This is a genomic window from Streptomyces endophytica, from assembly GCF_026153355.1.
Lineage (GTDB): Bacteria > Actinomycetota > Actinomycetes > Streptomycetales > Streptomycetaceae > Streptomyces > Streptomyces endophytica.
Genome location: NZ_CP110636.1, coordinates 2,886,344 through 2,899,906, shown reverse-complemented (window position 1 = coordinate 2,899,906; position 13,563 = coordinate 2,886,344). Strand labels below are relative to the sequence as shown.

Genomic DNA, 13,563 nt, shown 5'->3' with positions numbered 1-13,563 from the left:
ACCGGTGGGGCGGCGGCCGCTCGTCGTCGTGTCGTCGGCCGGGGTCAGTCCGTGGGCGTCGCCGCCGGGGCGACGACGGCCGGGCGGCGGCTGACGATGACCTTCCTGGCCAGCGCGCGGGGGCTGGTCAGGAAGCCGAAGCCCAGCACATGTGCATGGTGGCCAGCGCGACGGGGATCTGGGCGCGGGCCTTCAGGGAGAGCCCCTTGCCGGCGGGCAGCGAGCCCGCGGTGATGGCCGCCAGATAGCCGGCCGGGACGACGAGGCCCATGGGGTGACGGCGGCGCCGACCACCAGGCCGGCCGCGATCGCGCAGACCGCGGTCGGCGGGGCGAGGTAGCGCAGGTTGATCGAGCCGGCGTGGTAGCGGGCCACGACGTGGCGCCACTTGCCGTAGTCCTTGTACTGCTTCGCCAGCGCCTTGATGCTCGGCCGGGGGCGGTACTGGACCTTCAGCTCGGGCGAGAACCAGATCTGGCCGCCGGCCTCGCGGATGCGGAAGTTCAGCTCCCAGTCCTGGGCGCGGATGAACTCCTCGTTGTACCCGCCCTGCTGTTCCAGGGCCTCGCGGCGGAAGACGCCGAGGTAGACGGTTTCGGCGGGGCCCGCCTCGCCGCCCGTGTGGAAGGCGGCGTTGCCGACGCCGATCCGGGAGGTCATCGCGGCGGCCACCGCGTCCTCCCAGGCGTTCTCGCCCTCGGCGTGCATGATCCCGCCGACGTTCGCGGCGCCGGTCTCCTCCAGGAGGCGGACCGCGGTGGCGATGTAGTTGCGGGAGAGCATGCCGTGCCCGTCCACCCGGACCACGATCGGGTGCCGGGACGCCTTGATCGCGGCGTTCAGGGCGGCGGGGGTGCGACCGGTCGGGTTGGGCACGGTGTGCACCCGGGGGTCCTCGGCCACCAGCTCGGCGGCGATCTCGTCGGTACGGTCCGCGGAGGGGCCCAGGGCGATCACCACCTCCATCTCGCCGGCGTACTCCTGCTCCAGGATGTGCCGGACCGAATTGCGCAGGTGACGTTCCTCATTGAGCACCGGCATGATCACGGAGACGGCCGGGGCTGCTGCTGCGGCATGGTTCCTCGGGGGTACGGCCCGTGACGGAGCCGCCGGGGCGGCAGCGCCCGCCGGGAGACTGCAGAATCGCGCCTCACGTTACCGCGAATGGCGGACCGGCCCGGACGCAGCCGGGTGGCCGGCCGGCGGATGCCCGGCGTGTGGTGCTTTGCACCAGATCATATGGGCCTACCGTGTTCTCGCCGGTTCCGTCCGTACCGCGGAGGTGTCCCCCGTGACCGCGCCGTTCCGCTCCGCCCGCCGGGCCGACCGCTCCGGCGCGCACCGCCGCCCGCGGGCCCGCGCTGGGGCTGCGGATCGGCGCGGCCACGTCCCTGCTGCTGCTGTCGGCGAGCGGGGTGGGGCACGCCATGGTCACCGGCGTCGAGACCGGCATCGGCCGGGTGGACGCGTTCCAGGGGATGAGCAACCGGCCGGGGGCGGCGACGGGCTGAACTTCCTGGTCGTCGGCACGGACGGGCGGGACAAGCTCACCCAGGAGGAGAAGGAGAAGTACCACCTGGGCGGCCAGCCGTGCCATTGCACGGACACCCTGATGCTGGTGCACCTGTCGGCCGACCGGGACCGCGCCAGCGTCGTCAGCCTCCCCCGGGACTCCTACGCCGAGGTGCCCGCCCATACGGACGCGGCCACCGGCCGGGCCCGCGCCGCACACCGATCAAGCTGAACGCGGCCTACGCCGAAGGCGGCCCCAACCTGACCGTGCGGACCGTCGAGCACATGACGGGCGTGCACATCGACCACTATCTGGAGGTCGACTTCACCAGCTTCATGCGGACCGTGGACGCGGTCGGCGGGGTGGAGATCTGCACCGTACGGCCGCTGCACGACAGCTACACCGGGCTGAACCTGCCGGTCGGCAAGGCGCAGCTCAACGGCGGGCAGGCGCTGCAGTACGTGCGCTCGCGCCATATCGACGGCTCCGCGGACCTCGGCCGGATGCAGCGCCAGCAGCGCTTCCTGGCCGCCCTGATCCACAAGATCACCTCCTCCGGGGTGCTGATGAACCCGATCCGCTTCAAGGACGTCGCCGACACGATGCTGTCGTCCGTCCGCGCCGATCCGGGGTTCGAGGCGAACGACCTGGTCGACCTCGGACAGGCGATGCGCGGCTTCACCCCGTCGTCGTCGGAGTTCACCTCCGTCCCGCTGGGCGACGTGGCGCAGCCGGTGCCGGGGTCGGCTCGACCGTGCGGTGGGACCCGGTGCGGGCGCCGAAGCTCTTCGAGGCGATCCGCGAGGACCGGCCGCTCGCGGAGCACCCGGACCGGCACCGGCCGCGCGCCGCGGTCGTGGACGTGCCGCCGGGCCGGGTGCAGGTGCAGGTCGACAACGGCAGCGACCGGGCCGGGCTGGCCACGGCGGTGGCCCGGGAGCTGCACGCCACCGGGTTCGCGACGGTCGGCCCCCCGGGCAACTCCAGGCTCGGCCGGCTGGCCCGTACGGTCATCGCCTACGACCCGCGCTGGAACCGCTCGGCCCACTCGCTGGCCGCCGCGCTGCCGGGCGCCGAGCTGCGGCGGTGACCGGGCAGGGACCGGTGATGCGGGTGACGGTCGGACAGGACCACGAGGCGGTCCACCGGGTGCGGGCCGAGGAACCGTCGCCGCCGGCGGGCGCGTCTCGGCGGTCACCGGCGACCAGGCGGTGTGCCCATGAGCGAGCGAAGCGAGGCCCCGGCATGAGTGTCCCCGCGCCCCGCCGCACCCCGGCCGCGCCGCCCGCCAACCGCCCGGACGCCCGCCGCCGGGTCCGCCGCGCGTTCGTCGCGGCGGCCGCGCTGTGCTGGTCGCGGCGACCGCCGCGCGGCACCGCCGGCACCCGCCGCCCCGACCGGCTGCGGCGACCTGGTCCGCGGCCAGCTGTGCCTGCGCGGCCCGGTGGGGTCCGACGGGACGTACACCGCGACCTACCGGCGGCACGGCGCGGCGGCCGGCCTCGGGAAGATCCCGGTGCGGCTGGGCTACCAGCGCAAGAACACCCGGATCACGGCGTTCCCGGCTGGTTCGGCACCCGGTGGACCCGGCACGGCGCGGTCACGCTGAGCGGCCGGGTGGAGATGCTCGCGGACGAGTGCATCCGCGGCGTCATGGAGCACGCGGAAACCGTCTACGTCACCAAGTGGAGCTGCGGCTGACGCCCGGCGGGCGCCACGGACCTCCTCGGAAAGGTGCACCTCGTGTGGCAGGTAGTGCTGGGCATCACCCCCACCACGGTGGCGCTGTTCCTGATCGCGGCGCTGGCGCTGGCGACGGGGTTCGCCCTGTGGACCGCGCTGTCCCCGGCCGGCCCGCGCCGCGCACCACCGCCCGGGTGCTGCTGGCCGGCTGGCTGCTGCTGCTCCTGGTGGCGACGCTGGCACCGGCCCAGCCGATCGGCTCGGGGGACGCGACGGTGTGGTGGCGGCCCGGTGAGGGGCTGTTCGAGCTGGGCGCCCAGCTGGAGCCCGGGGAGCTGGCGATGCTGGTACGGCGGCAGACCGCCAACGCGGCGCTGTTCGTGCCGGTGCCGCTGCTGCTGCGGTTCGCGGTGCCGCGGGTCCCGGTCGCGCTGGCGTTCCTGCTGGGGGTCGGGCTGTCCCTGGTGATCGAGACGGCACAGCTGCTGATGCGGGCCGGCCGGATCGCCGACATCGACGACGTGCTGTGCGCGGCGGCCGGCACCGTGATCGGGGCGGGGCTGGCGCTGCTGGGGCAGCTGGCGGTGGCCGCTATGCGTCGTCGAGGCCTTCCGCGGCGCGCCGTTCGCGCAGCTCCTTGATGGCGCGGCGCCGGGCGAGCCGGTGCGTACGGCGGATCTGCGCCTCCTGGTAGCGGCGCTTGTCCCGCTCGGTCTCGGGGATCACCGGCGGCACCGGGCGCGGCTTGCCGTGTTCGTCGACGGCGGCGAAGACGAGGTAGGCGGAGCCGACCTGCTGGGCCGGGCTGGACTCGTTCCAGCGCTCGGCCAGGACCCGTACGCCGACCTCCATGGAGGAGCGGCCGGTCCAGTTGACCTGGGCGCGGACGTGGACGAGGTCGCCGATCCGGACCGGCTCCAGGAAGGCCATCTCGTCCATGGAGGCGGTCACCGCCGGCCCGCCGGAGTGCCGGCCGGCCACCGCGCCCGCGGCATCGTCGACCAGTTTCATGATCACGCCACCGTGCACCGACCCGAGGAGATTCGTGTCGCCGGCCGTCATGATGTGGCTGAGCGTGATGCGGGACACGGAGGTGGGCTTGCCCACCGGTTCACGATCGGGGTCGCTGTCGACTGGTTCGGTCATGCGCCCCAGCCTAAGCGGCTTCGCTTCCCACGTACTCGGCCGTCCCGCCGTGGGTGTTGCTCGCCGTTGCGCTTTGCGGCGCCCCGCACGTACCTGTCTGCGGCGCCGCGGGTCGTCTCGCCGTTGCGCCTGCGGCGGGCCAGGTGTTGTTGGGTGCGGTGACGGGCCTCCGAGGCCGGTTGTGTGGACTGCTGACGCTTTACGTCCACACAACCGGCCCCTCCGGCCCGTCCCCTCCCGTGAGAGGAAAAGTTAAGGACGGTGGGGGCGCACGTAACCGTCCACATACGCGCAGGCAACAGACCAGGCCCGCCCCAACCAGCTCAGAAACTCCCACTCACGGGAGGGGCTGGACCGGAGGACGAAGTCTGGAGGGCCGGCACCGCACCCGACAACACCACGCCCGCCGCCAGGCGCAACGGCGAGCAAGCCCCGCGGCGGGAAAGACAGGTACGTGGGAGGCGCCGCAAAGCGCGCAACGGCGAGCAAGACCCGCGCCGCCGCAGACAGGTACGTGGGGAATGACACAAAGTGCAACCGGTACGTGGGGAGGTTCCGGAATCGTAGATTCCGTTCGTGCAGGTCGGAATGGTCACGGGCCCTTGCGATATGCGGCGGAACGCCGCCGTCGCTTTGCATCAGGTCTGCAACAGGCCTGGCCCGATCCCGCACCCGCCCTATGGGACGGGCCCTGGGCCGTGCACACTGCCCGGTATGAATGAGTGGCCCAACGGATGGTCCGGCGAGCGGAACGGCAACGGGTACGGGCGCGGCAGCGGCGCCGACCCGGAGGGGGCGCGTGCCATGCCCCAGGTGCGGCGTGACGCGGCACCCGGCTATCGGCGACAGGAGCCCCCGCTGCCGCCGTCGATGTCCCCGCGCAGGGGCGCGACCGTGCCGCCGCAGCAGTCCCAGGGCTACGACGACGCGTACGACGGTTACAACACCGGCCAGGTCTACGGAGGCGGCGGCGGTGGCGGGGACCGCTACGACGACGGCTACGGCGGCGGGCGGCCGCGGCCGCGCTGGGGCCGGCGCATCAAGTGGACGATCATCACCCTGGTCGCCGTCCTGGCGGTCGCCTCGGTCGCCACGTACTTCTGGGCCGACGGCAAGCTCCGCCGCCAGGTCGACCTCAGCAAGGTCATCGACCGGCCGGAGACCGGCGACGGCACGAACTACCTGATCGTCGGCTCGGACAGCCGCGAGGGCATGTCCGCCGAGGAGAAGAAGAAGCTGCACACCGGCTCCGCCGAGGGCAAGCGCACCGACTCGATGATGATCCTGCACGACGGCAGCAACGGCCCGACGCTGATCTCGTTGCCGCGTGACTCGGACGTCGAGATACCGTCCTTCGTCGGCTCGGACTCCGGCAAGAAGTACCCGGGCACCGGGCGGCACACCAAGCTCAACGCGGCCTACGCCGAGGACGGCCCGGAGCTGCTGGTGCGCACCGTCGAGGCCAACACCCACCTGCACATCGACCACTACGTGGAGATCGGTTTCGCCGGCTTCGCCAACATCGTGGACGCCATCGGCGGTGTGGAGATGGACATCCCCAAGGCGTTCAAGGACAAGTGGTCCGGCGCCGACTTCCCGGCCGGCAAGCAGACCCTCAACGGCCAGCAGGCGCTCGCCTTCGTCCGCACCCGGCACGCCTTCGCCGGCAGTGACCTGGACCGGACGAAGAACCAGCAGAAGTTCCTGTCGTCGCTGGCCAGCCAGACCGCCACGCCGAGCACCGTGCTCAACCCGTTCAAGCTCTACCCGGTGATGGGCGCCGGCCTGGACACGCTGATCGTCGACAAGGACATGAGCCTGTGGGACCTGGGCGAGATGTTCTTCGCGATGAAGGGCGTGACCAGCGGTGACGGCAAGTCGATGAACATGCCGATCTCCGGCTCCACCGGCGGCAACCTGGTGTGGGACAAGGCCAAGCTGCAGCAGCTGGTCCAGCAGCTGAACAACGACGAGAAGGTCACGGTCAGCAGCAACTGACGCAGGGACCCGGCCACGGGAAGGGGCCCGGACCGCGACGGCGGTCCGGGCCCCTTCTTGTGTGCCGTGGTGCTTACTGGGGCAGGTTGCGCGCCATCACGATGCGCTGGACCTGGTTGGTGCCCTCGTAGATCTGGGTGATCTTGGCGTCCCGCATCATCCGCTCCAGCGGGTAGTCGCGGGTGTAGCCGTAGCCGCCGAGCAGCTGGACCGCGTCCGTGGTGATCTCCATGGCGGCGTCCGAGGCGTAGCACTTGGCCGCGGCGCCGAAGAAGGTCAGGTCCTCGCCCTTGCCGCCGGCCGAGATCCGCTCAGAGCGGGCCGCCGCGGCGTAGGTGAGCTGACGGGCCGCCTCCAGCTTCATCGCCATGTCGGCGAGCATGAACTGGATGCCCTGGAAGTCGCCGATCGGCTTGCCGAACTGCTTGCGCTCCTGGACGTAGCCCTTGGCGTAGTCCAGCGCGCCCTGGGCGATGCCGAGCGCCTGGGCCGCGATGGTGATGCGGGTGTGGTCCAGGGTCTTCATGGCCGTGGCGAAGCCGGTGCCCTCCTCGCCGATCATGCGGTCGGCGGGGATGCGGACGTTGTCGAGGTAGACCTCGCGGGTCGGGGAGCCCTTGATGCCGAGCTTCTTCTCCGGGGCGCCGAAGGAGACGCCCTCGTCGCCCTTCTCGACGACGAAGGCCGAGATGCCGCGGGAGCGCTTCTCCGGGTCGGTGACCGCCATCACCGTGTAGTACTCGCTGACGCCGGCGTTGGTGATCCAGCGCTTGACGCCGTTGAGGACGTAGTCATCGCCGTCGCGGACGGCCTTGGTCTTCATGCCGGCCGCGTCGGAACCGGCGTCCGGCTCGCTCAGGCAGTACGAGAACATCGCGTCGCCGCCCGCGAGCGGGCCCAGGTACTTCTTCTTCAGCTCCTCGGAGCCGGAGAGGATCACCGGCAGCGAGCCGAGCTTGTTGACGGCCGGTATGAGGGAGGACGAGGCGCAGACCCGGGCGACCTCCTCGATCACGATGACGGTCGCCAGCGCGTCGGCCCCGGCACCGCCGTAGGACTCCGGTACGTGGACGGCGTGCAGGTCGTTGGCGACCAGCGCGTCGAGCGCCTCCTGCGGGAAGCGGGCCTCCTCGTCCACCGCGGTGGCGAACGGCGCGATCTTCGCCTCGGCGAGCGAGCGCACCGACTCGCGGAGCATGTCGTGCTCCTCGGACGGCCGGTACAGATCGAAATCAGCGGATCCCGCCACTAACTCTCACTCCCCTGTGAGCTCCGGCAGCGCTAACTACCGTTAAGTAACCCTTTACCTCTCCGGATTCTAGGCGCCGGGCCCGGCCTGCGGATACGTGAGGTTGCCGACAGTTACGGTCCTGCCCGCCGCACGACTGGAGTAGGCCATTCGCCTCGCGACTATGCTCGGTCCGGCCGTTTTCGTCAGCATGCGTCTGGAGCACCCATGGCCCTCAAGATCACCGTGATCGGCACCGGCTACCTCGGCGCCACCCACGCCGCAGCCATGGCCGAGCTCGGCTTCGAGGTGCTCGGGCTGGACGTGGTCCCCGAGAAGATCGAGATGCTGCAGCGCGGCGAGGTCCCGATGTACGAGCCGGGCCTCGCGGAGCTGCTGCGCCGCCATGTCGCCGGCATCGAGGGCTCCACCGGGCGGCTGCGCTTCACCACCTCCTACGAGGAGGCCGGCGCGTTCGGCGACGTCCACTTCGTCTGCGTGAACACCCCGCAGAAGCACGGCGAGTACGCCTGCGACATGAGTTACGTGGACAGCGCCTTCGACGCGCTGGCGCCGCATCTGACCCGGCCCACGCTGGTCGTCGGCAAGTCGACGGTGCCGGTGGGCAGCGCGGCCCGCCTCGCCGAGCGGCTGGCGGCCGCCGCCCCGGCCGGCCGGGCGGCCGAGCTCGCCTGGAACCCGGAGTTCCTGCGCGAGGGCTTCGCGGTCCAGGACACCCTGCACCCCGACCGCATCGTCGCCGGTGTGGCCGGCGAGAAGGCCGAGGAGCTGCTGCGCGAGGTCTACGCCAAGCCGATCGCCGAGGGCTCGCCGTTCATCGTCATGGACTACCCGACGGCCGAGCTGGTGAAGACCTCCGCCAACTCCTTCCTGGCGACGAAGATCTCCTTCATCAACGCGATGGCCGAGGTCTGCGAGGCGGCCGACGGCGACGTGGTGAAGCTCGCCGAGGCGATCGGGCACGACGACCGGATCGGCAAGAAGTTCCTGCGGGCCGGCATCGGCTTCGGCGGCGGCTGCCTGCCGAAGGACCTGCGGGCGTTCATGGCCCGCGCCGGTGAGCTGGGCGCCGACCAGGCACTGACCTTCCTGCGCGAGATCGACTCGATCAACATGCGACGCCGCGGCCACATGGTCGAGCTGGCCCGGGACGCGGTCGGCGGCGGCTTCCTCGGCAAGCGCGTCGCGGTCCTCGGCGCGACCTTCAAGCCGGACTCCGACGACGTACGGGACTCCCCCGCACTCAACGTCGCCGGCCAGATCCACCTCCAGGGCGGCCAGGTCACCGTCTACGACCCCAAGGGCATGGAGAACGCCCGCCGGCTCTTCCCGACGCTGGGCTACGCGGACACCGCGCTGGAGGCGGTGCGCGGCGCGGACGTGGTGCTGCACCTGACGGAGTGGCGCGAGTTCCGCGAACTGGACCCGGCAGCACTGGCCGAGGTCACCGCCGAACGCCGCATCCTGGACGGCCGCAACGCACTCGACCCCCAACTCTGGCGCAAGGCGGGCTGGACCTACCGTGCCCTCGGCAGGCCTCGGGCTTAATCTCCCCACGTAGCTGGCCGTCCCGCCGCGGTTGTTGCTCGCCGTTGCGCGCTTTGCGGCGCCCCGCACGTACCTCGCCGTCCCGCCGCGGGTCGTCTCGCCGTTGCGCCTGGCGGCGGGCATGGTGTTGTCGGGTGCGGTGCCGGCCCTCCAGACTCCGTCCTCCGGTCCAGCCCCTCCCGTAGGTGGGAGTTCTTAGCTGGTTGGGGGCGGGCCTCATCTGTTGGCTGCCCGTGCGTGGGCATTACGTGCACCCCCACCGTCCTTCACTTCCCCCCAACGGGAGGGGACGGGCCGGAGGGGCCGGTTGTGTGGACGTAAAGCGTCAGCAGTCCACACAACCGGCCCCGGAGGCCCGTCACCGCACCCACCACAACCCAGCCCGCCGCAGGCGCAACGGCGAACAACACCCGCGGCGCCGCAGACAAGTACGTGGGGAAAACCGCTACACCCGCTTCGCGCGGTACGTCCGCATCTTCGCCCGGCTCCCGCAGACCGCCATCGTGCACCAGCGGCCGCGGGCGGCCGGGCTGCGGTCGTAGAAGGCCCAGCGGCAGTCGTGGGCCTCGCAGACCTTGAGGCGGGTCCAGGTGCCGTCGGCGACCGCGGTCGCCATCGCGGCGGCGATGTGGGCCGTGAGGTGGGCGGCGCCCCGGAGGCCGTCGGCGGGGCGGAGCGCGGGGTGGCCGTCTTCGGCCACGGCCAGCACCAGGGGGGCCTCGGCCAGCAGCCGGTTCAGCGTGCGGGCGGCCGGGGTGGGGAGCGGGCTGCCCGTGGTGTGGGCCAGGCAGGCCGCGCGCAGCGCCTCTCGTAGGCACTGGAGGCTCGTCAACTCGTCGCCGTCCAGGGCGAGTTCAGGGAACCCGTGGTCACGCAGGAAGGCGCGCGGACCGCCGTCCGCACTCAGCGTGTCCGCGCCGGTCTCGATGTCGAGGGTGTTCACCAGGTCCTGCACGAGGAGCAGGGAATCCGGGGCCGTTCGGGATGCCACCTTGCAATGTTACCGATAGCTGCCATCATGCAGTAACGAAGTTACCGGTTGAACGCGCATGGAGGTAACGCCATGATCACGCTCGGTGTCACCGTGCTGGACTGTCCCGACCACGCCGCGCTCGCGGAGTTCTACGCGCAGATGCTCGGCTGGCGGGTGACGGACGGCGAGGACGACGACTGGATCGAGGTCGCCGGGCCGAACGGGCGGACCCTGGCCTTCCAGCGGGTGGAGAGCGGCTACCGGCCGCCGCAGTGGCCGGGTCAGGACGTGCCGCAGCAGCTGCACCTGGACTTCGACGTGGCCCGGGCGGACATCGACGAGGCCGAGCGCAAGGTCGTCGGGCTGGGCGCGAAGCTCGTGCAGCACGACGAAGGGGTGCGCGACTTCCGGGTCTATCTCGACCCCGCCGGGCACCCCTTCTGCCTCTGCCTCAAGTAACGGCCGCGGTCAGCCGTCCAGTTGCCCGATCGTCGCGTGGGACGGGCCGCGCCGCTGCCGCTCGGCGCGCGCCACGTCCTCCGCGGCGCGCAGCGTGCGGACCGCGTTCTTCCAGGTCAGCTTGGCCAGGTCGGCCTCGGACCAGTTGCGGTCCAGCAGTTCGGCGATCAGGTTCGGGTAGCCCGCGACGTCCGCCAGGTCGTCGGGGGTGAAGGCGGTGCCGTCGAAATCGCCGCCGATGCCGATGTGGTCGACGCCGGCGACCTCGCGCATGTGGTCGAGGTGGTCGGCGACGGTCGCCGCGGTGGCCCGCGGCCGCGGGTTGGCGGCCTCGAAGGCCCGGTGCACCGCCATGCCCTCCTCCGTGGTGTCGAGGTGGTGCAGGCCGTGGGCGCGCATGTTCTCGTCGGCCCGCCGCGTCCATTCCACCGCCTCGGGCAGCACGAACTTCGGCACGAAGGTGGCCATCGCGATGCCGCCGTTGGCGGGCAGCTGGGCCAGCACGTCGTCGGGGACGTTGCGCGGGTGGTCGCAGACGGCCCGCGCGGAGGAGTGCGAGAAGATCACCGGCGCGGTGCTGACCCGCAGGGCGTCGCGCATGGTGTCCGCGGAGACGTGCGAGAGGTCGACCAGCATCCCGCAGCGGTTCATCTCCCGGACGACCTCCTCGCCGAAGGCGGACAGGCCGTCGTGGCGCGGCTCGTCGGTCGCCGAGTCCGCCCAGTCGATGGTGTCGTTGTGGGTGAGCGTCATGTAGCGCACGCCCAGCTGGTGCAGGGTGCGCAGGGTGGCGAGCGAGTTGTTGATGGAGTGGCCGCCCTCGGCACCCATCAGGGAGGCGATCCGGCCCTCGGCGCGGGCCGCCTCGATGTCGTCGGCGGTGTGCGCCAGGCGCAGCGCGTCGGGGTAGCGGGCGACCAACTGCCGTACCACGTCGATCTGTTCCAGGGTGGCGCTGACCGCGGTGTCGCCGGCGTAGTCGGCGCGTACGTAGACCGACCAGAACTGCGCGCCGACCCCGCCGGCCCGCAGCCGCGGCAGGTCGGTGTGCAGGGTGGCGGACTGGTCGGTGGCGATGTCGCGCCGGTCGAGGTCGTAGCGGACCTGCTCGCGCAGTGCCCACGGCAGGTCGTTGTGTCCGTCGACGACGGGCCAGCGGGTGAGCAGCTCCCGGGCGGTCTCCCGGGAGCTGCTCACTTGGCGCCCCCGAAGCCGAAGCCGTTGGGGGTGGCGACCTTGTTGCGCAGCCGGCGGCCCTTCTCGGTGGCCTGTTCGTTGAGCTCCTGCTGGAACTCCCGCATCCGGGCCTGGAGTTCGGGGTCGTGCGCGGCGAGCATCCGGGCGGCGAGCAGCCCGGCGTTGCGGGCCCCGCCGACGGAGACGGTGGCGACCGGCACACCGGCCGGCATCTGCACGATGGACAGGAGGGAGTCCATCCCGTCCAGGTACTTGAGCGGTACGGGGACGCCGATGACGGGCAGCGGGGTGACCGAGGCGAGCATTCCGGGGAGGTGGGCCGCGCCGCCCGCGCCGGCGATGATCACCTTCAGGCCGCGGTCGGCCGCGTTCTCGCCGTACGCGATCATCTCGCGGGGCATCCGGTGGGCCGAGACGACGTCGACCTCGTGGGGCACCTCGAACTCGGCGAGGGCCTGGGCGGCGGCCTCCATGACGGGCCAGTCCGAGTCGGAGCCCATGACGATGCCGACCAGGGGGCTTGCAGGGGAAGTCATTCGGTGATCGTTCCTCGCAGGTAGCCGGCGGCGTGCGCGGCGCGCTCGCGCACATCCGCCAGGTCGTCGCCGTAGGTGTTGACGTGCCCGACCTTACGGCCGGGCTTCACGTCCTTGCCGTACATATGGATCTTCAGCTGCGGGTCCCGTGCCATGCAATGCAGGTACGCGTAATACATGTCGGGGTAGTCGCCGCCGAGGACGTTGGCCATCACCGTCCAGCGGGCGCGCGGGCGCGGATCGCCGAGCGGGAGGTCGAGCACGGCACGGACGTGGTTGGCGAACTGCGAGGTGATCGCGCCGTCCTGGGTCCAGTGGCCGGAGTTGTGCGGGCGCATGGCGAGCTCGTTGACGAGGATCCGGCCGTCGGCGGTCTCGAAGAGCTCGACGGCCAGGTGGCCGACGACGCCGAGTTCCTGGCCGATCCGCAGCGCGAGTTCCTGGGCCTGGCCGGCCAGCTCGGGGTCGAGGTCGGGCGCCGGGGCGATCACCGTGTCGCAGACGCCGTCGACCTGGATGGACTCCACGACCGGGTAGGCGACGGCCTGGCCGTGCGGGGAGCGGACGATGTTGGCCGCGAGTTCGCGGGCGAAATCGACCTTTTCCTCCGCAAGGACGGGCACCCCGGCACGGAACGGCTCGGCGGCCTCCTTGGAGGATCGCACGACCCAGACGCCCTTGCCGTCATAGCCCCCGCGGACGGTCTTGAGGACCACGGGAAACCCGTCGCCCTCCTCCGCGAACCGCGCCACGTCCTCGGGGTCCGTCACGATGCGGTGGCGCGGACACGGTGCGCCGATCGCGTCCAGCTTCGCCCGCATCACGCCCTTGTCCTGGGCGTGCACCAGCGCGTCGGGACCGGGGCGGACGGGGATGCCGTCGGCCTCCAGGGCCCGCAAATGCTCGGTGGGGACGTGCTCGTGATCGAAGGTGATCACGTCGCAGCCGCGGGCGAAGGCGCGCAGGGTGTCGAGATCGCGGTAGTCGCCGATGACGACTTCGCTGACCACCTGGGCCGCCGAATCCTGCGGGGTGTCACTGAGGAGCTTGAACTTGATGCCGAGGGGGATACCCGCCTCGTGGGTCATACGGGCGAGCTGACCGCCGCCGACCATGCCGACTACCGGGAACGTCACGCCCCCCAGGGTATCCGTAAGCCATCGTTCCGCCTGACCCGGCCTTGGATGATCCTCCGAGTTCGTACGTTCGAAGATCGCCGGTGGAAGATCACCACCGGTCGTTGGTCCCGGGCCGGGGCAGC

General features: G+C 71.6%; 11 protein-coding genes and 2 pseudogenes. 6 read left to right on the top strand and 7 right to left on the bottom strand.

Going from position 1 to position 13,563, the window contains the following annotated elements; translation table 11 throughout:
* Positions 1 to 44: 44 nt before the first annotated feature.
* A pseudogene (locus tag OJ254_RS13155) lies at positions 45 to 1,041 on the bottom strand (glycosyltransferase family 2 protein).
* A 198-nt stretch (positions 1,042 to 1,239) separates the two neighbouring features.
* On the opposite strand from OJ254_RS13155, the pseudogene OJ254_RS13150 reads away from it, so the two are divergent.
* From OJ254_RS13150 to OJ254_RS13140, 3 genes and pseudogenes are all read left to right on the top strand, one after another.
* Positions 1,240 to 2,736, top strand: a pseudogene (locus tag OJ254_RS13150) (LCP family protein).
* A gap of 26 nt (positions 2,737 to 2,762) precedes the next feature.
* Positions 2,763 to 3,122: a hypothetical protein gene (locus OJ254_RS13145; protein ID WP_265362487.1), complete on the top strand. Its 360-nt coding sequence runs from the start codon at positions 2,763 to 2,765 to the stop codon at positions 3,120 to 3,122.
* Between the two features lie 220 nt (positions 3,123 to 3,342).
* Positions 3,343 to 3,837, top strand: coding sequence for a VanZ family protein (locus OJ254_RS13140; RefSeq protein WP_265362486.1), 495 nt, complete (start codon positions 3,343 to 3,345; stop codon positions 3,835 to 3,837).
* On the opposite strand, the gene OJ254_RS13135 is transcribed toward OJ254_RS13140, so the two are convergent.
* Entirely contained in the window at positions 3,788 to 4,342 is a 555-nt protein-coding gene (locus OJ254_RS13135) for an acyl-CoA thioesterase (protein WP_265362484.1), read from the bottom strand. The genes OJ254_RS13140 and OJ254_RS13135 overlap by 50 nt on opposite strands.
* Positions 4,343 to 5,056: 714 nt before the next feature.
* Here OJ254_RS13135 and OJ254_RS13130 point away from each other — a divergent pair.
* The gene (locus tag OJ254_RS13130; RefSeq protein WP_265362483.1) at positions 5,057 to 6,340 is read left to right on the top strand and encodes an LCP family protein; all 1,284 of its coding nucleotides are present in this window, start codon (positions 5,057 to 5,059) and stop codon (positions 6,338 to 6,340) included.
* Positions 6,341 to 6,413: 73 nt separating this feature from the next.
* Here the strand turns inward: OJ254_RS13130 and OJ254_RS13125 are convergent, their stop codons facing one another.
* A complete protein-coding gene (locus tag OJ254_RS13125) occupies positions 6,414 to 7,589 on the bottom strand; it encodes an acyl-CoA dehydrogenase (RefSeq protein WP_265362482.1) in 1,176 nt (391 codons plus the stop codon).
* Positions 7,590 to 7,796: 207 nt separating this feature from the next.
* On the opposite strand from OJ254_RS13125, the gene OJ254_RS13120 reads away from it, so the two are divergent.
* Positions 7,797 to 9,137 (top strand): UDP-glucose dehydrogenase family protein, encoded by a 1,341-nt coding sequence (locus OJ254_RS13120; RefSeq protein WP_265362480.1) that lies wholly within the window; start codon positions 7,797 to 7,799, stop codon positions 9,135 to 9,137.
* Between the two features lie 445 nt (positions 9,138 to 9,582).
* On the opposite strand, the gene OJ254_RS13115 is transcribed toward OJ254_RS13120, so the two are convergent.
* The gene (locus tag OJ254_RS13115; protein ID WP_265362479.1) at positions 9,583 to 10,128 is read right to left on the bottom strand and encodes a CGNR zinc finger domain-containing protein; all 546 of its coding nucleotides are present in this window, start codon (positions 10,126 to 10,128) and stop codon (positions 9,583 to 9,585) included.
* 72 nt (positions 10,129 to 10,200) lie between these two features.
* Here OJ254_RS13115 and OJ254_RS13110 point away from each other — a divergent pair, with 72 nt between their 5' ends.
* Entirely contained in the window at positions 10,201 to 10,569 is a 369-nt protein-coding gene (locus OJ254_RS13110; RefSeq protein ID WP_265362478.1) for a VOC family protein, read from the top strand.
* 9 nt (positions 10,570 to 10,578) lie between these two features.
* Here the strand turns inward: OJ254_RS13110 and OJ254_RS13105 are convergent, their stop codons facing one another.
* From OJ254_RS13105 to OJ254_RS13095, 3 genes are read right to left on the bottom strand one after another with little or no spacing between them, the layout of a single operon-like run.
* Positions 10,579 to 11,766 carry a dipeptidase gene (locus OJ254_RS13105; RefSeq protein ID WP_265362477.1) on the bottom strand — a complete coding sequence of 396 codons (1,188 nt, stop codon included), beginning with the start codon at positions 11,764 to 11,766 and terminating at the stop codon, positions 10,579 to 10,581.
* Positions 11,763 to 12,302, bottom strand: a complete 540-nt coding sequence (purE, locus tag OJ254_RS13100) for a 5-(carboxyamino)imidazole ribonucleotide mutase (protein ID WP_265362476.1) — start codon at positions 12,300 to 12,302, stop codon at positions 11,763 to 11,765. Before purE ends, OJ254_RS13105 begins: the two co-directional genes overlap by 4 nt.
* Complete coding sequence (locus OJ254_RS13095) at positions 12,299 to 13,438, bottom strand: 5-(carboxyamino)imidazole ribonucleotide synthase (protein WP_265362475.1); 1,140 nt, start codon at positions 13,436 to 13,438, stop codon at positions 12,299 to 12,301. The genes purE and OJ254_RS13095 overlap by 4 nt, the downstream gene beginning before the upstream one ends.
* Positions 13,439 to 13,563 lie beyond the last annotated feature (125 nt).

What these genes read in the sequence shown, in the direction of transcription:
- OJ254_RS13135 (WP_265362484.1), bottom strand. Translation starts at nt 4,342, where the DNA reads ATGACCGAACCAGTCGACAGCGACCCCGATCGTGAACCGGTGGGCAAG.
- OJ254_RS13130 (WP_265362483.1), top strand. Translation starts at nt 5,057, where the DNA reads ATGAATGAGTGGCCCAACGGATGGTCCGGCGAGCGGAACGGCAACGGG.
- OJ254_RS13120 (WP_265362480.1), top strand. Translation starts at nt 7,797, where the DNA reads ATGGCCCTCAAGATCACCGTGATCGGCACCGGCTACCTCGGCGCCACC.
- OJ254_RS13110 (WP_265362478.1), top strand. Translation starts at nt 10,201, where the DNA reads ATGATCACGCTCGGTGTCACCGTGCTGGACTGTCCCGACCACGCCGCG.
- purE (WP_265362476.1), bottom strand. Translation starts at nt 12,302, where the DNA reads ATGACTTCCCCTGCAAGCCCCCTGGTCGGCATCGTCATGGGCTCCGAC.